Annotated in this window: 21 protein-coding genes; 11 read left to right on the forward strand and 10 right to left on the reverse strand. The window is 63.1% G+C overall.

What is annotated here, in order from left to right; genetic code table 11:
* Nucleotides 1-1,044 (forward strand): dihydroorotase, encoded by a 1,044-nt coding sequence (gene pyrC / locus N4J17_RS16225; RefSeq protein WP_198322862.1) that lies wholly within the window; start codon nucleotides 1-3, stop codon nucleotides 1,042-1,044.
* A gap of 61 nt (nucleotides 1,045-1,105) precedes the next feature.
* On the opposite strand, the gene N4J17_RS16230 is transcribed toward pyrC, so the two are convergent.
* Nucleotides 1,106-1,960 (reverse strand): MlaA family lipoprotein, encoded by an 855-nt coding sequence (locus N4J17_RS16230; RefSeq protein ID WP_198322863.1) that lies wholly within the window; start codon nucleotides 1,958-1,960, stop codon nucleotides 1,106-1,108.
* A gap of 150 nt (nucleotides 1,961-2,110) precedes the next feature.
* Between N4J17_RS16230 and rnt the strand changes: the two genes are divergently transcribed.
* Nucleotides 2,111-2,740 (forward strand): ribonuclease T, encoded by a 630-nt coding sequence (rnt, locus tag N4J17_RS16235; RefSeq protein WP_198322864.1) that lies wholly within the window; start codon nucleotides 2,111-2,113, stop codon nucleotides 2,738-2,740.
* Between the two features lie 10 nt (nucleotides 2,741-2,750).
* On the opposite strand, the gene grxD is transcribed toward rnt, so the two are convergent.
* Nucleotides 2,751-3,083, reverse strand: coding sequence for a Grx4 family monothiol glutaredoxin (gene grxD, locus N4J17_RS16240; RefSeq protein WP_277458356.1), 333 nt, complete (start codon nucleotides 3,081-3,083; stop codon nucleotides 2,751-2,753).
* Nucleotides 3,084-3,310: 227 nt separating this feature from the next.
* On the opposite strand from grxD, the gene N4J17_RS16245 reads away from it, so the two are divergent.
* From N4J17_RS16245 to cpdA, 7 genes are all read left to right on the forward strand, one after another.
* Nucleotides 3,311-4,486 (forward strand): aspartate aminotransferase family protein, encoded by a 1,176-nt coding sequence (locus tag N4J17_RS16245; protein WP_198322866.1) that lies wholly within the window; start codon nucleotides 3,311-3,313, stop codon nucleotides 4,484-4,486.
* A gap of 24 nt (nucleotides 4,487-4,510) precedes the next feature.
* On the forward strand, nucleotides 4,511-5,407 hold the full coding sequence (gene argF, locus N4J17_RS16250) for an ornithine carbamoyltransferase (protein ID WP_198322867.1): 897 nt from the start codon (nucleotides 4,511-4,513) through the stop codon (nucleotides 5,405-5,407).
* A 182-nt stretch (nucleotides 5,408-5,589) separates the two neighbouring features.
* A complete protein-coding gene (locus tag N4J17_RS16255) occupies nucleotides 5,590-6,078 on the forward strand; it encodes a TIGR04211 family SH3 domain-containing protein (RefSeq protein WP_198322868.1) in 489 nt (162 codons plus the stop codon).
* Between the two features lie 55 nt (nucleotides 6,079-6,133).
* On the forward strand, nucleotides 6,134-7,822 hold the full coding sequence (gene ilvD / locus N4J17_RS16260; RefSeq protein ID WP_198322869.1) for a dihydroxy-acid dehydratase: 1,689 nt from the start codon (nucleotides 6,134-6,136) through the stop codon (nucleotides 7,820-7,822).
* A gap of 16 nt (nucleotides 7,823-7,838) precedes the next feature.
* Complete coding sequence (argE, locus tag N4J17_RS16265) at nucleotides 7,839-9,032, forward strand: acetylornithine deacetylase (RefSeq protein ID WP_198322870.1); 1,194 nt, start codon at nucleotides 7,839-7,841, stop codon at nucleotides 9,030-9,032.
* Nucleotides 9,029-10,375, forward strand: a complete 1,347-nt coding sequence (argA, locus tag N4J17_RS16270) for an amino-acid N-acetyltransferase (protein ID WP_198322871.1) — start codon at nucleotides 9,029-9,031, stop codon at nucleotides 10,373-10,375. Before argE ends, argA begins: the two co-directional genes overlap by 4 nt.
* Nucleotides 10,376-10,396: 21 nt before the next feature.
* Nucleotides 10,397-11,161 carry a 3',5'-cyclic-AMP phosphodiesterase gene (gene cpdA / locus N4J17_RS16275; RefSeq protein WP_232470446.1) on the forward strand — a complete coding sequence of 255 codons (765 nt, stop codon included), beginning with the start codon at nucleotides 10,397-10,399 and terminating at the stop codon, nucleotides 11,159-11,161.
* Here cpdA and N4J17_RS16280 read toward each other — a convergent pair.
* Nucleotides 11,074-11,649: an RNA pyrophosphohydrolase gene (locus N4J17_RS16280; RefSeq protein ID WP_198322906.1), complete on the reverse strand. Its 576-nt coding sequence runs from the start codon at nucleotides 11,647-11,649 to the stop codon at nucleotides 11,074-11,076. The genes cpdA and N4J17_RS16280 overlap by 88 nt on opposite strands.
* Before the next feature lie 193 nt (nucleotides 11,650-11,842).
* On the opposite strand from N4J17_RS16280, the gene N4J17_RS16285 reads away from it, so the two are divergent.
* Nucleotides 11,843-12,505, forward strand: coding sequence for an HAD family hydrolase (locus tag N4J17_RS16285; protein ID WP_198322873.1), 663 nt, complete (start codon nucleotides 11,843-11,845; stop codon nucleotides 12,503-12,505).
* Nucleotides 12,506-12,513: 8 nt separating this feature from the next.
* Here N4J17_RS16285 and N4J17_RS16290 read toward each other — a convergent pair whose 3' ends face one another.
* The gene (locus N4J17_RS16290; protein WP_198322874.1) at nucleotides 12,514-12,744 is read right to left on the reverse strand and encodes a sulfurtransferase TusA family protein; all 231 of its coding nucleotides are present in this window, start codon (nucleotides 12,742-12,744) and stop codon (nucleotides 12,514-12,516) included.
* A 47-nt stretch (nucleotides 12,745-12,791) separates the two neighbouring features.
* Between N4J17_RS16290 and cysG the strand changes: the two genes are divergently transcribed.
* Nucleotides 12,792-14,216, forward strand: a complete 1,425-nt coding sequence (cysG, locus tag N4J17_RS16295; protein WP_198322875.1) for a siroheme synthase CysG — start codon at nucleotides 12,792-12,794, stop codon at nucleotides 14,214-14,216.
* Nucleotides 14,217-14,225: 9 nt separating this feature from the next.
* Here cysG and N4J17_RS16300 read toward each other — a convergent pair whose 3' ends face one another.
* The 6 genes from N4J17_RS16300 to pilB form a co-directional block, all read right to left on the reverse strand.
* Nucleotides 14,226-14,441, reverse strand: coding sequence for a DNA gyrase inhibitor YacG (locus tag N4J17_RS16300; protein ID WP_198322876.1), 216 nt, complete (start codon nucleotides 14,439-14,441; stop codon nucleotides 14,226-14,228).
* Nucleotides 14,442-14,453: 12 nt separating this feature from the next.
* On the reverse strand, nucleotides 14,454-15,167 hold the full coding sequence (gene zapD, locus N4J17_RS16305; RefSeq protein ID WP_338457616.1) for a cell division protein ZapD: 714 nt from the start codon (nucleotides 15,165-15,167) through the stop codon (nucleotides 14,454-14,456).
* Between the two features lie 154 nt (nucleotides 15,168-15,321).
* The gene (gene coaE, locus N4J17_RS16310; RefSeq protein WP_198322878.1) at nucleotides 15,322-15,918 is read right to left on the reverse strand and encodes a dephospho-CoA kinase; all 597 of its coding nucleotides are present in this window, start codon (nucleotides 15,916-15,918) and stop codon (nucleotides 15,322-15,324) included.
* 7 nt (nucleotides 15,919-15,925) lie between these two features.
* Nucleotides 15,926-16,771: a prepilin peptidase gene (locus N4J17_RS16315; RefSeq protein ID WP_277458359.1), complete on the reverse strand. Its 846-nt coding sequence runs from the start codon at nucleotides 16,769-16,771 to the stop codon at nucleotides 15,926-15,928.
* A gap of 46 nt (nucleotides 16,772-16,817) precedes the next feature.
* Entirely contained in the window at nucleotides 16,818-18,032 is a 1,215-nt protein-coding gene (locus N4J17_RS16320; RefSeq protein WP_198322880.1) for a type II secretion system F family protein, read from the reverse strand.
* A 4-nt stretch (nucleotides 18,033-18,036) separates the two neighbouring features.
* On the reverse strand, nucleotides 18,037-19,752 hold the full coding sequence (pilB, locus tag N4J17_RS16325; RefSeq protein ID WP_198322881.1) for a type IV-A pilus assembly ATPase PilB: 1,716 nt from the start codon (nucleotides 19,750-19,752) through the stop codon (nucleotides 18,037-18,039).
* Nucleotide 19,753: the final 1 nt, after the last annotated feature.

Here is a 19,753-nt window from a genome sequence, read left to right on the forward strand (position 1 = left end):
ATGGACTCGATCACGCTGACTACACCCGACGACTGGCATCTGCACCTGCGCGACGGCGCGGCCATGGCGGACGTCGTGGACCATAGTGCCCGCCAGTTCGGCCGCGCGGTCGTCATGCCCAACCTGAAGCCGCCGGTGACGACGGTGACGGCTGCGCTGGAATACCGTGGCCGTATCCTGGCGGCCCTGCCGGAAGACGCGCGCTTCGAGCCGCTGATGGCGCTTTATCTGACGGATGCCACCCCGGCCGATGAAGTCCGGCGCGCGGCCGAAACACCGGAAATCATCGGCTTCAAGCTCTACCCGGCCGGCGCCACGACCCACTCCGAGGCCGGCGTCACGGCCATCGAAAAGATCCAGCGGGCGCTCGAAGCCCTGGAACGGCATGACGTACCCCTGCTCGTCCACGGCGAGGTCACCGACGCGGAAGTCGACATTTTCGACCGGGAAGCGCGTTTCATCGAATCGGTTCTGGAACCGCTGGTCAGGCGCTTCCCGGAATTGCGCATCGTCCTGGAACACGTGACGACGAAGGAGGGTGTGGAGTTCGTGCAAAGCTGCGGCTCCCGAATCGGGGCCACCATCACGGCCCACCATCTGCTCTACAACCGCAATGCCTTACTGGCCGGCGGCATCCACCCTCACCATTACTGCCTGCCGGTGCTCAAGCGCGAATCCCACCGACAGGCACTGGTGTCGGCCGCGACCAGCGGCAACACCCACTTCTTTCTTGGCACCGACAGTGCCCCCCACCCCCGCCCACACAAAGAAAGCGCCTGCGGTTGCGCCGGCTGCTACACGGCGTTCACGGCCATCGAGCTCTACGCCCTCGCATTCGAGCGGGCCGGAGCGCTGCACAAGCTCGAGCGGTTTGCCAGCCACAACGGCGCCGATTTCTACGGCCTCCCCAGAAACCGTGGAACCATCACCCTGCACCGGACGCCATGGCAGGTTCCTGACACGCTGCCGTTCGGACCCCACAGCTTGGTTCCCGCCATGGCCGGCGAATGCCTTCCCTGGCGCGCATTCCGCCACTCGGGTTAAACCGGCCAGAAAAAAGCCCGCTTCACGAGCGGGCTTTTTGCAGCAGGGCAAGAAACCGTCGTCAAGGCGATACCGGTTTTGCCTTTTCCTTCTCGGTGGCTTCGTTGGCGCGTTCTTCGATGCCCTGCAGCTCGAATTCCATCTCCAGACCCTCGCCGCCGCCAAAATCGTCTTCCAGTGGCGGATTGCCGTCGTGAATCAGATAGTTCCGCTGCTGAAAATAGGCATTGCGGATGAACTCGTAACGGTCCACCGACGCCTCGTCGGCGATCTTGGTCGCACTCAGCATGTCGGCCCGGACGTCCACGAACCGCCCGGCACCCGCACCCCAAGGGATGGCTGATGGTGTGATGTAGTTGATGGGATTGGCCGCGGTATCGCCAGCAAACCCGACCACGCCGCGCGGCGAGCCCGGCCCGATCACGGGCAGTACGAGATAGGGACCGGATGGTACCCCCCAGATCGCCAAAGTCTGGTCGAAATCTTCGTAGTGTTTGGGCAGATCGAGTTTGTCGGCCACATCGATGAATCCCGCCATGCCGACCGTCGAGTTGACGAGGAAGCGCCCCAGGTCCTGACCCGTCTGCAACAGCTTGAACTGGAGCAGATCGTTCGCGATCACCGAGACGTCGTCGACGTTGCTGAAAAAATTCGTGACCCCCTTGTCGACGAATTTGGGAGTGACCCATTGATAGCCCTTGGCCACGGGCTTCATGAAATAATCGTCGAGTCCGTCGTTAAAGGACTGAACACCGCGGTTCCACTCCTCCCATGGGTCGCGCGAATCCACATGCGTCCGGGGGGCGCCCGCGCCGGGCTCCTCCTGTTTGGCCTTGTCCGCCGCACAACCGGCCGCCCCTGCTACGACGATGAATGCCACTGCCAGCCGGCCGCGTATGATTCGAGAGTTTTCCATACTGTTTTTTTACCCTTGATCTCGTGATTCCAGGGGAGCTTGACGCGCATGCGTATTCTAAACGCTACGCCGCAATCCGCAATGCAATCCCCCCCGAAATCGCCTTACAATGGGTTCTAATGCACCGCAAACCCGCGATTGGCACTCTTTATGACTTCCCGCAAATCCCCCCTAGCCCGGCGCTTCCGGAGTTATCTGCCGGTCGTCGTCGATGTCGAAACCTCGGGTTTCGATCCGCACACCAATGCCCTGCTCGAAATCGCCGCAGTCCACCTGGACATGGACGAATCGGGAAATCTCCATCCCGTCCGCACCCATCAGCTGCATGTGAAGCCCTTCGAAGGTGCCAAGCTGGATGAGGCCGCGCTGAGCTTCAACAAGATCAATCCGTTTCATCCGTTCCGGTTCGCCGTGGATGAACGCGAGGCGCTGTCGCAGATTTTCGACGCCGTCCAGCAGTCCATCCGCCAGCACGGCTGCACGAGGGCGATCCTCGTGGGCCACAACCCGGCCTTCGACATCGCCTTTCTCAACGCCGCATCGAGCCGTGCCAGGATCAAGAAGAACCCCTTCCATCCTTTCAGCACGTTCGACACCGCGACCCTCGGGGGACTCGCCTACGGCCAGACCGTGCTGGCGCGAGCGGCGCAAGCGGCGGGGCTCAGCTGGGACCATCAGGAGGCCCATTCCGCAGCCTATGATGCCAACCAGACCGCCCGGCTGTTTTGCACCATCGTCAACCGCTGGAAGCGGATGACCGAACTCCTGCCGCCGGAGTGAACGACCGGCTTCAGACCTGCTGTTCTCCTGCCTTTGTTGCCCCTGCAAGCAGTTTCTGCAGTTCGCCGCTCTCGTAAAGCTCCATCATGATGTCGCTGCCGCCGACCAGTTCCCCTCCGACGAACAGCTGAGGAAACGTCGGCCAATTGGAAACCTGCTTCAGGTTCTCACGGACTTCGGGCGCCTCGAAGACATTGACGAAAGCGTACTCCACCCCGCATTTGTCGAGAATCTGAACGGCCCGTCCGGAAAATCCGCATTGCGGGAAATCGGGCGTCCCCTTCATGTACAGGATGACGGGATTGTCTGCGATCTGGCGCTTGATATTTTCGATCACGTCCACGGTTTGCCTCATTTGCTTCGGATGAAACCATCCGATTGTTCGATACCCAACCCTGAACGTCAAGCGGGACGTCCGACGGCTCTGCGCCTGCCGGCCCGGCAGAAACGGCTTGCCGTATCGGGTCGATGAAGTTCTTGTATTGCGCCTTCTTTTCCGTTAATCTTCGGACCTTACTAGGCAGTCTGGCTCGACTGCCTTTTGTTTTTTCGGGTTTTTTCCGCACATCGATGACGAGCAACATCATGCCGACCTATGCCCGGCAACCCGTGACGTTCACCCATGGTGAGGGCGCCTGGCTTTTCGACAGCGAAGGCAAGCGTTACCTCGACGCCGTGTCCGGCGTCGCGGTCTGCGGCCTGGGCCACGCCCATCCGGCAGTCGCGCAGGCTTTATGCGATCAGGCTGGACGGCTGGTCCACTGCTCCAACCTCTATCGCATCGGGCTGCAGGAAGACCTGGCCAAACGCCTCTGCGACCTGAGCGGAATGGATAACGCCTTCTTTTGCAACTCCGGCGCCGAGGCCAATGAGGCCGCAATCAAGATTGCGCGGCGATACGGCTATCAGCGCGGTATCGACGCCCCGAAAATCGTCGTCATGGACGGGAGCTTTCATGGCCGCACGCTGGCCACGCTGAGCGCCACCGGCAACCCGAAAGTCCAGGAAGGATTTGCGCCGCTGGTCGGCGGCTTCGTGCGCCGGCCCTATGGCGACGCCGATGCCGTCGCCGCCGTCGATGATCCCGACGTCGTCGCCGTCCTGGTCGAACCGGTGCAGGGCGAAGGCGGAGTCCGTATTCCGCCTCACGACTACCTGGCGCATCTGAAATCACTGTGCGAGCGGCGCGGCTGGCTGCTGATGCTCGATGAAGTACAGACCGGCATGGGCCGTACCGGCCGGATGTTCGGCCACCAGCACGCCGGCGTCGTCCCGGACGTGATGACGCTGGCGAAAGCGCTCGGCAACGGCGTGCCAATCGGCGCCTGTCTCGCACGCGGCACGGCCGCGGAAATGCTCACACCCGGCAAGCACGGCTCCACCTTCGGCGGCAATCCGCTGGCCTGCGCCGCGGCCCTGGCAGTGATCGACACCCTGACCCGGCAGTCCCTGGCCCAGCGGGCGGAGAGCCTCGGCCGGCGATTGCTGGACGGCTTCCTGGCCCGCCTTGGTGAACATCCCGGGGTCACCGAAATCCGGGGACTGGGCCTCATGATCGGTATTGAAACCAAGCGGCCCTGTACCGAGCTCGTCGGGGTGGCCTTGAAGCAGGGCCTGCTCATCAATGTCACCGCAGAGCGGACCGTGCGCCTGCTCCCGCCCCTGATACTGACGGATGCCCAGGCCGACGATCTGGTGGAGCGACTGAGCTCCCTCGTCGCAGCCCATCTCGGCGCCGTCGGCTGATATCACCGATCCAGCAGATTCGCCATGAAACCGCGTCATCTCGTCACCTTGCGCGACCTCAGTTCCGCCGAATTCCGCACGCTGATCGCCCGCGCCATCGAACTCAAGGCCCGGAAGGAAACCTACGAACCCCTGAAAAACAAGGTCCTGGGAATGGTGTTCGAAAAATCTTCGACCCGTACGCGGGTATCGTTCGAAGTCGGCATGGCCCAGTTCGGCGGCAGTTCCATCTTCCTCTCACCACGGGATACGCAGCTCGGACGCGGCGAACCGATCGAGGATTCGGCACGGGTGTTGTCCCGCATGGTGGACTGCATCATGCTTCGCACCCATTCCCATCGCACCGTCGAAATCTTCGCCGAATACTCCAGAGTACCGGTAATCAACGGGCTGACCGACCGCTTCCACCCCTGCCAGCTTCTGGCGGACATGCAGACCTATTTCGAATACCGCGGGGACATCGCCGGCAAGACCGTCGCCTGGATCGGTGACGGCAACAACATGTGCCAGACCTACGTCCATGCCGCCGAACTGCTGGATTTCCAGTTGCGCATCGCCTGCCCTCCCGGATACGAACCCGAGACCGACCTGATCGAAGCAGCGGGAAAACGCGTCGAGGTCGGCCCGGACGTCAGGACCGCGGTGGTCGGCGCCGATCTGGTCGTGACCGACGTCTGGGCCAGCATGGGGCAGGAGAGTGAGCAGACCGAGCGCACTGGAGCGTTTCGAAGCTACCAGGTCAATGCCGCGCTCATGGCTCTGGCGCACCCCGACGCATTGTTCATGCACTGTCTCCCCGCCCACCGCGGCGAGGAAGTTTCCGCCGAGGTCCTGGAAGGTCCGCAAAGCGTGGTCTGGGACGAAGCCGAAAACCGGCTGCATGCCCAGAAAGCCTTGCTGGAATTCCTGCTGACGGCCTGAAGCGGTTTCCGGGCTGCGTTGGGTAATCCGCTGTCGGCGTTATAATTCGTTTTCGTGGCAGGACATGACTGGTCCGGCCCGTCCGTTTTTTCTTTGGTGTTCGGCCCGAAATGAAAAGGACCCTAGCCTGCCTTCTGCTTGCCGCGGCCTCGGCAGCAAGCGCTGCACCAGAACACGGCCGTGTGCCGGCCGATGTTGCTCCACCGGCCCAGACCCCGAAACCCCGCGGTGGGCAGGTCGTTCTGCTGAAAGATTTCAACGAGGTCAAGCAGAAAAACCTTGAGCTCAAACAGAAGCTCGCCGAACTGGAAAACGAGCGTAAATCGCTCGAAACCGAACTCGCCGGCCTGCGGGCCGGGCGGGATGCGGCGGAATCGAGCTCCCGCAGTCTCAGCTCGGAAAACGAGCGCTTGATGGCCGAACTGGCCGCGATCCGGCAGACCTCGGCCAATGCCCTTCAGATCGAAGCGGAACGCAACCGCCTGCGGGAAACCCTGGCAACCGTCGAACGCGATCTCGAAGCCAAGCGTCTGGAGAACCAGGCACTGGCTGAAGACAGCCGGCAGCGCTGGTTCCTGATCGGCGCCGGCGTACTGGCCGGCGGCTTCCTGCTGGGCCTGATCGTTCCCCAGCTCGGCTGGCGCAGACGCAGTAGCTGGGATTCGTTTTGACGCATTTCATCCTCGCCATCGCCGGCGAACCGGACATTCCCTAAGGAAACTCATCATGACCGACAAGCACCCCCGTCCCCATTCGTCCCAGGTCGTCGACGGCATGGAGCGTGCCCCGAGCCGCGCGATGCTGCACGCCGTCGGGTTCACCGATGCCGACTTCGCCAAACCACAGATCGGCATCGCTTCCACCTGGGCCATGGTGACCCCGTGCAACATGCACATCAACAAGCTGGCCGAGGACGCGGCACGCGGCGTCAACGGCGGCGGCGGCAAAGCGGTGATCTTCAACACCATCACTATCTCAGACGGCATCTCGATGGGCACCGAAGGGATGAAGTATTCCCTCGTGTCGCGCGAGGTCATCGCCGATTCCATCGAAACCGTTGTGGCCTGTCAGGGTTATGACGGCGTGGTCGCCATCGGCGGCTGCGACAAGAACATGCCCGGTTGTATGATCGCTCTCGCCCGCCTCAACCGCCCAGCGGTATTCGTCTACGGCGGCACCATCTTGCCGGGTTGCCACGGCGACAAGAAGCTGGACGTGGTGTCGGTATTCGAAGCGGTCGGCGCCCGCGCCAACAACCGCATCGACGATGCCGAACTGCACGCCATCGAATCCAAGGCCATCCCCGGGCCGGGCTCCTGCGGCGGCATGTATACCGCCAACACCATGGCATCCGCGATCGAGGCATTAGGAATGAGCCTGCCGGGCAGTTCGGCCCAGGTGGCCATTTCCCGTGCCAAGGAGCTGGACTGCGAGCGGGCGGGGGCACAGGTGCTCAAACTCATGGACTTGGATCTCAAGCCCCGCGACATCATGACCAAGAAGGCGTTCGAGAACGCCATCACGGTGGTGATCGCCCTGGGCGGCTCCACCAACGCCGTGCTGCACCTCCTGGCCATGGCCAACGCCTGCGGCATCGACCTGACACTCGACGATTTCACCCGCATCGGTCACAAAGTGCCGATGCTGGCGGATCTGAAACCCAGCGGTAGATACTCCATGGCCGAACTGGTGGAAATCGGCGGCATCCAACCGCTGATGAAGACATTGCTGGATGCGGGACTCCTGCACGGCGACTGCATGACCGTTACCGGCAAAACCTTGGCGGAAAACCTGGCCGACGCGCCCGACTACCCGACCGGACAAGACATGATCCGGCCGCTGAACAACCCTATCAAAAAGGATAGCCATCTGGTAATCCTCAGGGGCAACCTGGCGCCGGAAGGCGCGGTCGCCAAGATCACCGGCAAGGAAGGTCTGAGCTTCACCGGCGCCGCCCGCGTATTCGACGGCGAGGAACAGGCGCTCAAGGCCATCCTCGACGGCACCGTAGTGAAAGGCGACGTCATCGTCATCCGCTACGAGGGCCCCAAGGGCGGCCCCGGCATGCGTGAGATGCTCTCGCCGACCTCGGCGGTCATGGGCAAGGGGCTGGGCAAGGAGGTCGCGCTCATCACCGACGGCCGCTTTTCCGGCGGCACCCACGGCTTCGTGGTCGGCCACATCACGCCGGAAGCGTACACCGGCGGACCGCTGGCGATCGTTCGGGACGGCGATACCATCACCATCGATGCCGAAACCCGGGAACTGACCCTGCACGTCGCCGACGATGAAATCGGCCGGCGCCTGGCGCAGTGGAGTCAGCCGGCGCCGCGCTACACCAAGGGCGTGCTGGCCAAGTACGCCAGGCTGGTGAGCTCGGCCTCGGAAGGCGCCGTCACCGACAACGGTCTCTGACCCGGTTACGGCGACCATGGCCCGGCACCTGCCGCCCCTGCGCGAGATGATCCGGGCCCTGATCGCCCGGCCTTCGGTCAGTTGCACCGACCCGCGCTTCGACGAGTCCAACCGGGCCGTGATCGACCTGCTGGCAGAATGGGCCGAAGCGCTGGGATTCCGGGTCGCGATCCAGCCTCTGGCACACGGCAAGGCCAACCTGATCGCCAGCCTCGGGCCGGCGGAATGTGGCGGAGGTCTGGCGTTGTCCGGCCATACCGACACGGTACCCTGCGATCCCGACCGCTGGCACAGCGACCCGTTCATGGCGATCGAAAAAGACGGCCGGATCTACGGACTCGGCAGCGCCGACATGAAATCCTTCTTTGCTCTGGCCCTGACCGCTGCGAGCGACATCGATCCAGCCGCTCTCCACAGACCCCTGCTGCTGGTCGCCACTGCGGACGAGGAAAGCTCCATGGCTGGCGCCAAGGCACTCTTGCCGGTCCAGCTCGCACCGGCCCGCCGCTGCGTGATCGGCGAACCGACCGGCCTCAAGCCCATTCGCATGCACAAGGGCGTCATGATGGAATCGATCCGCGTCCGCGGCCAGGCCGGACATTCGAGCGATCCAACCCTCGGCGCGAACGCCATCGAGGGCATGCACCGGCTGATTTCCGAACTGCTGGTCATCCGCGAGGAGCTGCAGGAGCGCTACCGCAATCCGGCCTTTGCCGTACCCGTGCCGACACTGAACCTCGGCGCCATCCGCGGCGGCGACAATCCCAACCGCATCTGCGGCCAATGCGAGCTGAGCATCGACCTGCGGCCTCTGCCCGGCATGGACACCGAGGAGCTCCGCAACCTGTTGAAGCAGCGGCTGGCACGAGCCTTGCCGGCCTCCCCCCGATTCGAGCTTTCCGTCGATTCCCTCTTCGACGGCGTGCCGGCTTTCGAAACCCGGGCGGATGCCGGGCTGGTGCGCTGCTGCGAGCATCTCAGTCACGCCCGGGCCGGGGCGGTGTCCTTTGGTACCGAGGCCCCCTTCTTTTCCCGGCTCGGTATGGAAACCGTGGTCCTGGGCGCCGGCTACATCGAGCAGGCCCACCAGCCCGACGAATACCTCCCGTTGGATCACATCGAGCCGGCGACGGCGATTCTCCGTGGCCTCATCGAACGCTATTGCATCAGGCCGGTTCCTGCACCCTTGACGGAGGACGCTTCGGGATGAATTCAGGCATCCCCCCCCAAACCTTCGTACGCTGGTTCCGCGGCGCCGCCCCCTACATTCATGCGCACCGGAACCGCACCTTCGTCGTCAGTTTCGGCGGCGAAGCCCTGACCGATGGGCGCTTCGCTGAGCTGGTCCACGACTTCGCTCTGCTTCACAGCTTAGGGGTCAGGCTGGTGCTGGTGCACGGTACCCGCCCTCAGGTGGAGCAACGTCTGCGCAGCCGCGGTGCGGAACTACGGTACCACCAGGGTCTGCGGATCACCGATGCGACCGCGCTGGAGTGCGTGCAGGAAGCCGCCGGCGCCGTCCGGGTGGAGATCGAAGCCCTACTGTCGATGGGCGCCGCCAATTCACCCATGGCCGGAGCAAGGATCCGGGTGGCCTCGGGCAATTTCGTGGTCGCCAAGCCTTTGGGGGTGCGCGACGGAGTGGATTTCGGCTACACCGGCGAGGTGCGCCGCGTGGATGCCGGGGCGATGCGCCGACTGCTGGACGAAGGCAGCGTGGTTCTGGTGTCTCCGCTCGGCTATTCTCCCACCGGGGAAATCTTCAACCTCAGTGCCGAGGAGGTAGCGACTGCCGTGGCCGGCGCCCTCGGGGCCGATAAGCTCCTGTTGCTTATGGAGCAGTCCTGCGCCGGCACCGACGGCCGGATGATCCACCAGATTACGGTGCAGGAGGCCGAGTGTCTGCTGGAACGGGGCGGTTCGCTGGAAACGGGCGTAGCCACCCACTTGGCCGCCGCCCTCAAAGCCTGCCGTTCCGGCGTGGCCCGCGCCCATCTGCTGGACCGCCACATCGACGGCGCCCTGCTGCTGGAACTGTTCACGCGTGACGGTGTCGGTACCCTCGTCAGCGCCAATCCATTCGAGGAATTGCGCCCGGCCCGCATCAACGACGTGGTCGGCATCCTGGATCTGATCCGGCCACTCGAACAGACCGGCGCCTTGGTGAACCGCTCCCGCGAACGCCTGGAAACCGAAATCGGGGACTATGTCGTCATCGAGCGCGATGGACTGATCGTCGGTTGCGCCGCCCTGCATACATTTCCGGCCGAATCTCTGGGCGAATTCGCCTGCCTTGCTCTGCACCCCGATTACCGGGGCGAAAGCCGGGGCGAAAGGCTGCTGGAATTCGTCGAGCAGCGGGCCCGCAAACTCGGTTTGGCGCGGCTTTTCGTGCTGACCACCCAGGCCATGCAGTGGTTCCGCGAACGCGGCTTCGAACCCGCCTCACTCGCCGACCTACCTGCGCAGCGGCGCGCGAGCTACAGCCCAGAGCGCAATTCCCAGGTTTTGATCAAAACGATCAGGCCGTCCGAAATTCCCCGAAAAACCTGAACGTCCATGTCGGATTCAGGAATGCTGCGCATCCTCCAGATCACCGATTCACACATCCTGCCCGACCCGGGAGCCCGGTTTTACGGCATCGACAGCGCGGCCAGCCTGCGCGCCGTCATCGGCCATGCGAACCGCGGCCCCTTCGACCTGGTCCTGCTCACCGGCGACCTGGCGCAGGAACCGGTACCGCAAAGTTACCGGCGGCTCGCCGGGTTTTGTGCCGAACTGCCAGCGCCGTGCCATTGGCTGCCGGGGAATCACGACGAACCCGCACTCGCCCGCCACATCCTGAAATCCACGCCGCTGTTGCACGAACCCGTGATCCGGAAAGGCCACTGGCTGATCGTATGCCTGGACAGCACCGTACCCGGCTCGGCCGGCGGCTCCTTGTCGGAAGGACAGCTCGACCTGCTGCAACGGACCCTGAGCCGCCATCCGTCGCTCCATACCCTCGTCGCCCTCCATCACCATCCCGTTCCCTCCGGGAGCGCCTGGATGGACACCATGATCTTGGACAACGCTGGCGAGTTTTTCGCTGTGCTGGACCGGCACCCCCAAGTCAAGGCCGTCCTGCATGGCCATACGCACCAGGTGGCGGACGTGGAATTTAAGGGAAAGCGAGTGCTCGGCACCCCCTCGACCTGCATCCAGTTCCAGCCCGCCAGCCGGACCTTCGCGCTGGATGCGGAGCAACCCGGCTACCGCTGGCTCGAGCTGGGGCCGGACGGTTCGGTGACTACGGGAATCTGCCGGGTCGCGGTGCCGCCGGCGTCCGACACCGCCTGAGCCCCCGCCGGCCGGTCGGCCTGCAAGGCCCGTTGCAGTTCGCTCAAGGCCTGGCGGTAGACTTCCCGCTTGAAGTAGACGACGTCGCTCAAGGGATGCCAGTAATCGACCCAGCACCAGCGGTCGAACTCGGGACGCTCGGAACAGTCCAATCGAATGTTGGCTTCGGGTCCGGTCAGACGCAGGATGTACCAGATCTGCTTCTGCCCGATGCAAAGCGGATAGGAGCGGCGGCGGATGAAGCGCTCCGGAAGCTGGTAGCGCAACCAACCCTTGGTGCGGGCGATGATTTTGACGTACTGGCGCTCCAGGCCCACTTCTTCATAGAGCTCGCGGAACATCGCGGCATCCGGATCTTCATCGACCTTGATGCCTCCCTGGGGAAACTGCGATGAACGCATGCCCGCCCGGCGCGCCCAGAACACCCGGCCCTCGTCGTTGCTGAGGATGATGCCGACATTCAGGCGATAGCCCTCGGCATCGATCATATCTCCCGCTAATCCGCCCATTGTCTCCAACTGGTATACTGTTTCCGGTCGCAAGTGACATAGCGTCGATTCGCCGGCCGTCGAGCCCACCCTCGACCGACCTCGTGGGGGCCGGCGTGAACGCCTCGATAGCGGACGAAGCAGTACACCGCTGCGAAGTTCCGTCAATGTGTTTGGAATGTAAAGGAAACCCGTGACTCTGGCAATATTCGACCTCGACAACACGTTGCTCGCCGGCGACAGCGATTACCTTTGGGGCCGTTTCCTGGTGGACAGGGGCATCGTCGATCCCGAGGCTTACGAAGTGGCCAACACCCGCTTCTATGAAGCCTACAAGAATGGCACGCTGGATATCGGTGAATTCCTTGCGTTCGCCTTGCGCCCGCTGGCGGAAAACGACCCCCAACAGTTGTTTCGCTGGCGTGAATCGTTCGTGGAAGAAAAAATCCTGCCGATCGTGCAGACTACGGCCCGTGAGCTGGTCGAACGGCACCGCTCCGCCGGCCATACGCTACTGGTCATCACCGCCACCAACCGCTTCGTGACCGAACCCATCGTGCGGCTGTACGGTATCGACAACCTCATCGCCACCGAGCCCGAGTTCCGTGATGGCCGCTATACGGGACGGGTTGAGGGCATTCCGTCCTTCCACGAGGGCAAGGTCCACCGCCTTTCGGCCTGGCTGGCGGATAACGACGGCCACGATCTGGAAGACACCTGGTTCTACAGCGATTCCCACAACGACATTCCCTTACTCTCGCGTGTCGCTCATCCCGTGGCGGTGGACCCCGATCCTGTGCTGCGCCGCACGGCCGAGCAGCGGGGCTGGCCGGTGATCAGCCTGCGGGCGGCCTGACGACCCGTTTAGCCTTTCCGGATGAGGAAGAGGTGCGTCCCGGCCTCTTCGGCATAATCCAAGAGCACATGGCCCGCCTGTTCGAGATAGACTCCGAAATCGAGGACGGATGCGGGATCGGTCGCCCGCACACGCACAGTCTGGCCACTGCCGAGGGTCTGCAGGGCTTTTTTCAGGCGCAGCAGCGGCAGTGGACACATCAGTCCGCTGGTATCCAGCTCCTGGTCGATGACGATCATGTTTTTGACTCCAATGCCAAGACCCGCATTTTAACAAAAGCCATCCCATGGATTACCTACCGATTTTCCTGAAGCTTCGCGGTCTCCCCTGCCTAATCGTGGGGGGCGGTGAGGTCGCTGTCCGTAAACTCGGCCTGCTAGTCGAGGCAGGTGCGGCTGTCACCGTGATCGCTACCACCGCGGAAGCGGCCATCGTCGAACTCGCCGGTCGCGGCTTGGTCCGGTTGCGTGCCAAGTCCTTTGAGGCGGCCGACAGCGAAGGTTTCCGGCTGATCATCGCGGCAACCGACGACCGCGACGTCAATGCACGTGTCGCAGCCGTTGCGCGGCGGTATGGCATCCCGGTCAACGTCGTCGATTGCCCCGACCTGTGCGACTTCATCTTCCCGGCCATCATCGACCGCTCGCCAGTGGTGGTTGCGGTGTCCACCGGCGGCGCCTCGCCCGTCCTGGCCCGCCAGCTTCGGACCCGCATCGAGGCCTGCATTCCTTCCCGTTTCGGTACGCTGGCCCGGATCACAGCCGGCTTGCGGGAACGGGTCCGGCAGGCGATTCCCGAGCCGCGAGCTCGCCGGCATTTCTGGGAGCGGACACTGCAAGGGCCGGCTGCGGAGCTGGCACTGCAGGGGCGCCAAGAAGAAGCCGAGCGCCTGCTGCTCGAGGCGGCGGACGCCGCCCGGCAAGAGGCAGCGGAGCGGGGATCGGTCGCACTGGTCGGCGCCGGCCCCGGCGATCCGGACTTGTTGACCCTACGCGCCTTGCGCCTGATCCAGGAGGCCGACGTCGTCGTCTACGATCGTCTGGTCTCGCCTGAGATCCTGGCGCTGGTGCGGCGGGACGCACGACGCGTCTATGCAGGCAAGGAACGCAGCCGCCATAGCATTCCGCAGGACAACATCAACGCGCTGCTAGTGAATCTGGCCGCCGAAGGCAACCGCGTGGTCCGCCTCAAAGGCGGCGACCCTTTCATTTTCGGGCGGGGCGGCGAAGAGATCGAAACTCTGATGGCGCGCGGCATTCCGTTCCAGGTGGTTCCGGGGATCACGGCGGCATCGGGATGTGCCGCCTATGCCGGTATCCCCTTAACCCACCGCGATCATGCGCATGCCTGCGTGTTCGTCGCCGGCCAGCTGAAGGATGGCACCCTCCAGGGTCTGGACTGGCCTCAGCTCGTCCGGCCCCGTCAGACTGTGGTGGTCTACATGGGCTTGCATGGACTGCCGCAGATCTGCGCCGAACTGATCCGCCACGGCGCGCCGCCGTCCCGTCCGGCCGCACTGATCCAGCAGGGCACCACCCGCGACCAGAAGGTGGTGACCGCCACGCTGGAAACGCTCCCTGCCCGGGTCGCGGAGGCCGAAATCAGGGCGCCTACCCTGGTCATCATCGGCGATGTGGTGGAGCTGCGGGACAAACTGGCTTGGTACCACAGCCGGCAAGAAGCCGACGGAAGGGCTGGAAACGGCCAATAGGAACCGGGCTCAACCGGCGGGCGGTTTTGCGCCGTCATCGCGGTCTTCGGATGGATCCTCCGGGCCAATCGGCTCGCCGGGAATGGCATAATCCTCATTGACCCATCCGCCCAGATCGATCAGCCGGCAGCGTTCGCTGCAAAACGGCTTGAACTTCTGCGTTTCAGTCCAGGGCACCGGCTTGCCGCAGCGGGGGCAACGGACGACGGTGTAGACGCGCGACATCGGCAGGAAGCTTCAAAGCAGACAGGTGGTCAATTGGAAAGGCACGTCCTCGCTGCACTGGACGGGACGCTCGTTCGGCAGGCCGGTGAGGAAGCGGACCGTGAAACGGTGCTTTCCGCCGCTGATTTCAGCGAAATAGGGCAGCTCGATCGGCACCGCAACGCGAAGCAGTTGAACCGCTGCGGCATGATCCAGATTCTTCTGGAAGAATCCGCTATGGGCGGTTTCCCAGATGCCTGCGGCACTGTCACGGAGCAGGCCGAGAATGAGCGCAATCCCCTCCTGGACAGGATGGAAACAGTCCAGCCATTCGGTGGCCTCTTTCCTTCTTCGCTCGCCATCCCGCTCCAGCCAGAAATGGTAGCCTGGCAGATCGAACGAACAGGTGCCGCCCGGAATCGCCGTCCGCTGCGCGACTGATTTGAACAGCTCGTTCTCCATCACCTGATAGCCGATCCGTCCGCTATGGCCGTAGATGCGCTGACTGGCGGCATCGAGCTGGCTAAGAACCGAAGCCAGTGCCGCCTGGTCGATATGTTGGTTGCCCTGCATCTTGCCCAGCGCCCCGCCGAGCCGGTCGAGCTCCTTGAGCAGCTCCGATTTGATGTCGTTTCGGCTGAGCAGCGCGACGATCTCGTTCAAGGTCGCCACGACCGCACGGCAATCCCAGACCGAAGCGCCCTGATTGAAATGCCTGGCCTGCCGGAACAGCTGCTCCAGGCGCATAAACAAGCGCATCCGTTCGTTCAACGGAAACTCATAAACGATTTGATTCTTCAAGTTCGGGAAACCGGTCGGATTGGGGATAGGGGTAAGCCCGCGGGATCGTCGGACCGGACGAGCGGTTGACCGCGTCATTGTCAACTTTAGCCCCCATTAGTCAAGCTGCGGCGAGGGCACTGTAGCGTTTGTGCAAAGCGTCCACTTCCGCCTCCAGACTGGCTGTGTCGGAGGCATTGACGATGACATCGTCCGCCGCCGCCAGCCGCTCGCTGCGGGATACCTGGGCGGCCATGATGGCCCGCACCTCCTCGGGCCGCAGGCCACTGCGCCGGACCACCCGCTCGATCTGGAGAGTTTCCGGGCAATCCACGACCAACAGACGGTCTACGAACCTACGCCGTCCCGTCTCCAACAGCAGCGGAATGGACAGCACGCAATAGCTGCCTTCCGATCCCAGCACCAAGCGCGCGAGTTCGGCATAGACCAGGGGGTGCACGATCCCTTCCAGACGCTTGCGGGCCTTCGGATCGGCGAAGACACGGCGTCTCAGCGCCGCCCGGTCCAGTGTGCCGTCGGCCCCCAGGATTCCGCTGCCAAATGCCCGGATTACGGCCTTGAGCGCCGGCTGCCCCGGCTCCAGCAAGCGGTGCGCCACTTCGTCCGCGTCGAGCACCTCGACGCCGCGCGCTGCGAACAAACGAGCGACCGTGGATTTGCCGGCACCGATGCCGCCCGTCAAACCGACCACGAGCATTGCGACCCTAGCCTCCTCCGGCAGTAGCCCAGCGCCAATAGGCGTCGTTGAGCGTATTTCCCCACAACAGGGCAATCCAGCCACCCGCCGCCAGAAACGGCCCGAATGGAATCGGCGTATTCCTCTCCTTGCCGCCGACCGCCAGCACAATCGAACCGATCACCGCTCCCGAGATGGACGAGAACAGGATAATGACCGGCAGCATGGGCCAGCCCATCCAGGCGCCGAGCATGGCGAGCAGCTTGAAGTCACCGAACCCCATGCCCTCCCGACCGGTCAGCAGCAGAAAGCCGCGATGCACCGTCCATAGCAGGAGATAGCCAGCGACGGCGCCGTACAGCGCCGTCTCCAGGTTGCAGAACAGACTCTGGGCGTTCAGTAGCAGGCCTAGCCACAGCAGGGGAAGGGTGATGTCGTCCGGGAGCACGAGGTGATCAATATCGATGAAAGCCAGGGCGATCAAAGCCGCTGTCAGACCGGACGCAGCCAGGGCCTGCCAGGACGCGCCGAAACGCCAGGCCAGCGTCGCGAACAGCATGCCCGTGAGCGCCTCGACCAGAGGATATCGCCAGGAGATTGCGGCGCCGCAAGCGGCACAGCGGCCGCGCAGCCAAAGATAGCTGAGTATAGGGACATTCTGCCAGAACCGGACCGGCGCCCTGCAGTGTGGACACTGCGAGCCGGGTCTCCACAGGTCGTATTCGGGCTCCACGGACGGATGCCCGCCGCCAGGCTCGAGAAACTCCCGGCACTCCCTGCGCCAAGCCTGCTCCATCATGAGCGGTAGACGATGGATAACTACGTTGAGGAAACTGCCGATGATCAGTCCGAACAAGCCCCAAACCCAGATCAACGCGGGACTCTCCGGAAATAAAGCAAAGTCGGTCAAGATTACCCCTTCAGACGACGGAACCCAGTTTGAAAATCGGCAGATACATGGCGATCACCAGCCCCCCGACCAAGATGCCCAGAACCACCATGATCAAGGGTTCGAGCAGGCTGCTCAACGAATCCACGGCGTTGTCCACTTCTTCTTCGTAGAAATCGGCGACTTTGGACAGCATGCTGTCGAGCGCCCCCGACTCCTCACCAATCGCCACCATCTGCACCACCATGTTGGGGAATAGGTTGGCCTGGCGCATCGACATCTGGAGCTGTTGGCCGATGGATACCTCTTCGCGCATTCGCATAACCACGTCGCCATAAATGATGTTTCCGGTCGCCCCTGCCACCGATTGCAGTGCCTCGACCAGGGGCACGCCGGCTGCGGACATGGTAGACAATGTCCTCGCGAAGCGGGCGATGGCAGCCTTGTGCAAAATGGCACCGACGACCGGCAGCCCCAAGGCCAGCCGGTCCAGAAGATGGTTGAACGCCGGCGAGCGCTGCCGGGCCTTCACGAATGCAGCCGTGGCTACGCCCAGCGAGCCGAACACCACGTACCACCAGTCCCGCAGCCAGCGCGAAAGATTGATCACCATCTGGGTGAAGGCCGGCAGATCGGCGCCGAAACTCTTGAACAGGTCCTCGAAGGTCGGCACCACGAAAATCAGCAAGATCGACGTCACGATCACCGCAACCACGACGACGGCGATCGGATACGCCAAAGCCTTTTTGATCTTGCCCTTGAGGAACTCGGTTTTTTCCTTGTAGTCGGCCACCTTGTGCAACAAGGTTTCCAGCACACCGGCCTGTTCGCCGGCCCGAACCAGATTACAGAAAAGCTCGTCGAAATAGACCGGGTGCTTCGACAGGGCATCCGCCAGGGTCGTGCCGGCTTCCACGTCGGCCTTGATGCTCATCAGCAGATCCTGCATAGCCGGATTGTCATGGCCGCGGCCCACGATGTCGAATGCCTGGACTAGGGGAACCCCGGCCGACAGCATGGTCGCCAACTGGCGGCTGAACACGGCGATGTGCTTGGGTGTGATCTTCTTGTGTGGACCGCCGAACAAGGGCTTGGGCTTCTTCTTGATCTTGACGACGCGGATGCCCTGACGTCTGAGCTCCGCCCGCGCCGTGATCTCCGACCGGGCGCTGATTTCCCCCCGGGTCCGACTGCCGTTCCTGTCCAGGCCCTCCCAAACGAACAAAGCGGTTTCCTGATTCGGCATGCGCTCAGTCCCTCGTCACGCGGTCGATTTCCTCGAGGCTGGTGATGCCCGCCTTCACCTTCTTCAAGCCAGACTCCCTCAGATCCGCGATACCTTCCGCATGCGCCTGTTCGGTCAGGGCCACCACATTCCCGCCTTCCAGGATGATGCGGTTGATTTCTTCCGAAATCGGCATGACTTGGTATATGCCGACCCGCCCCTTGTAGCCTTTCACGCACTGATCACAACCCGCCGGTCCGTAAAGCATGAATTTGCCGATGTCTTCCTCCCGGAAGCCGGCGGCGAGCAGGACCTCGGGCGGTACTTTCTCCTCCCGCTTGCAATGCGGACAAAGCCGGCGGGCCAGCCGCTGTGCCATGATCAGGAGCACGGAGGAGGCGATGTTGAACGCCGGGATCCCCATCTGCATCAGACGGTTCAAGGTCTGCGGCGCATCGTTGGTATGCAGGGTCGAAAGCACCAGATGTCCGGTCTGAGCGGCCTTGACGGCGATTTCGGCGGTTTCCAGGTCGCGGATCTCGCCGACCATGATGACGTCGGGATCCTGACGCAGAAACGCCCGCAGCGCCTCGGCGAAAGTGAGGCCGGTCTTGTAGTTGACGTTGACCTGGTTGATCCCCGGCACCGTGATTTCGACCGGGTCCTCGACCGTAGAGATGTTGGTTTCGACGCGGTTGAGGAGGTTCAGACCGGTGTAGAGCGTGACGGTTTTGCCACTGCCGGTGGGGCCGGTGACCAGAATCATGCCATAGGGCTTTTCCAGTGCGCGCAAGAAATTGTCTCGCTGCTCGGGTTCGAATCCCAGCATTTCAACGCCGATCTGGGCCGAACCCGGATCGAGGATACGCAGCACGATCTTTTCCCCGAACAGCGTCGGACAGGTATTGACGCGGAAATCGATAGCGCGGGAGCGCGACAGCGTCATCTTGATGCGTCCGTCCTGGGGAATGCGGTGTTCCGCGATATCCATGCGCGACATCACTTTGATGCGAGCGCAGATCTTGACGCCCAGCGCCGATGGCGGATTCGCCACTTCGTGCAGGATGCCGTCGTGTCGGAAGCGAATGCGCAGGAATTTTTCGTAGGGCTCGATATGAATGTCCGAAGCCCCTTTCCGCACCGCGTCCAATAAGAGCCGGTTGACGAAACGCACGATCGGCGCGTCGTCGATGCCGGAAATTTCCGGTTCGGCGTGCGGGCCTTCGTCGTCCCCCGCGGTGATCTGGAGACTGTCCAGGTCCTCTTCGAGCAGTTGCTTGAGGCTGGTGTCGGCCGCATCCAGGACCACCTCGATGCAGCGCGAAAGCTTATTCTCCTCGACCAGAATACAGTCGGTGACGAGACGGGTCTGGAAAGTGATTTCATCCAGCCCCAGAAAATTGGTCGGATCCGAGACCGCGACGAAGAGGTGATTCCCCCGTCGCAGCAAGGGCAGAATGTGATGGCGGCGTATCAGCTTCTCGCTGACCCATTGGGTGGGGGGGATGTCGAACACGATTGCGTCCAGGTCGAGCAGGGGTAGGCCGAACTCCTGGTGGGCGACCTGGGCGATCTGGAGGCCGTCGAGGATCTTGTTGGTGACGAGATAGCTGACGAAAGGGGTGTTCTGCCGGCGCGCATCCTCGAAGTACGCCTGAGCCTCCGCCTCCGAAAGCAACTGGGCCTTGACCAGGCTTTTCGCCAGACCGCTCAGCTGCTGGCCGCCGGACACTGCCGCCATG

The sequence above is a fragment of the Methylococcus capsulatus genome, assembly GCF_036864975.1.
Classification (GTDB): Bacteria; Pseudomonadota; Gammaproteobacteria; order Methylococcales; family Methylococcaceae; genus Methylococcus.

Bases quoted from the DNA above. Each gene is read 5' to 3' on its own strand.
- pyrC (WP_198322862.1), top strand. From the start codon at position 1: ATGGACTCGATCACGCTGACTACACCCGACGACTGGCATCTGCACCTG.
- N4J17_RS16230 (WP_198322863.1), bottom strand. From the start codon at position 1,960: ATGGAAAACTCTCGAATCATACGCGGCCGGCTGGCAGTGGCATTCATC.
- rnt (WP_198322864.1), top strand. From the start codon at position 2,111: ATGACTTCCCGCAAATCCCCCCTAGCCCGGCGCTTCCGGAGTTATCTG.
- N4J17_RS16245 (WP_198322866.1), top strand. From the start codon at position 3,311: ATGACGAGCAACATCATGCCGACCTATGCCCGGCAACCCGTGACGTTC.
- argF (WP_198322867.1), top strand. From the start codon at position 4,511: ATGAAACCGCGTCATCTCGTCACCTTGCGCGACCTCAGTTCCGCCGAA.
- ilvD (WP_198322869.1), top strand. From the start codon at position 6,134: ATGACCGACAAGCACCCCCGTCCCCATTCGTCCCAGGTCGTCGACGGC.
- argE (WP_198322870.1), top strand. From the start codon at position 7,839: ATGGCCCGGCACCTGCCGCCCCTGCGCGAGATGATCCGGGCCCTGATC.
- argA (WP_198322871.1), top strand. From the start codon at position 9,029: ATGAATTCAGGCATCCCCCCCCAAACCTTCGTACGCTGGTTCCGCGGC.
- cpdA (WP_232470446.1), top strand. From the start codon at position 10,397: ATGCTGCGCATCCTCCAGATCACCGATTCACACATCCTGCCCGACCCG.
- N4J17_RS16280 (WP_198322906.1), bottom strand. From the start codon at position 11,649: ATGATCGATGCCGAGGGCTATCGCCTGAATGTCGGCATCATCCTCAGC.
- N4J17_RS16290 (WP_198322874.1), bottom strand. From the start codon at position 12,744: ATGATCGTCATCGACCAGGAGCTGGATACCAGCGGACTGATGTGTCCA.
- cysG (WP_198322875.1), top strand. From the start codon at position 12,792: ATGGATTACCTACCGATTTTCCTGAAGCTTCGCGGTCTCCCCTGCCTA.
- N4J17_RS16300 (WP_198322876.1), bottom strand. From the start codon at position 14,441: ATGTCGCGCGTCTACACCGTCGTCCGTTGCCCCCGCTGCGGCAAGCCG.
- zapD (WP_338457616.1), bottom strand. From the start codon at position 15,167: ATGCGCCTGGAGCAGCTGTTCCGGCAGGCCAGGCATTTCAATCAGGGC.
- coaE (WP_198322878.1), bottom strand. From the start codon at position 15,918: ATGCTCGTGGTCGGTTTGACGGGCGGCATCGGTGCCGGCAAATCCACG.
- N4J17_RS16320 (WP_198322880.1), bottom strand. From the start codon at position 18,032: ATGCCGAATCAGGAAACCGCTTTGTTCGTTTGGGAGGGCCTGGACAGG.
- pilB (WP_198322881.1), bottom strand. From the start codon at position 19,752: ATGGCGGCAGTGTCCGGCGGCCAGCAGCTGAGCGGTCTGGCGAAAAGC.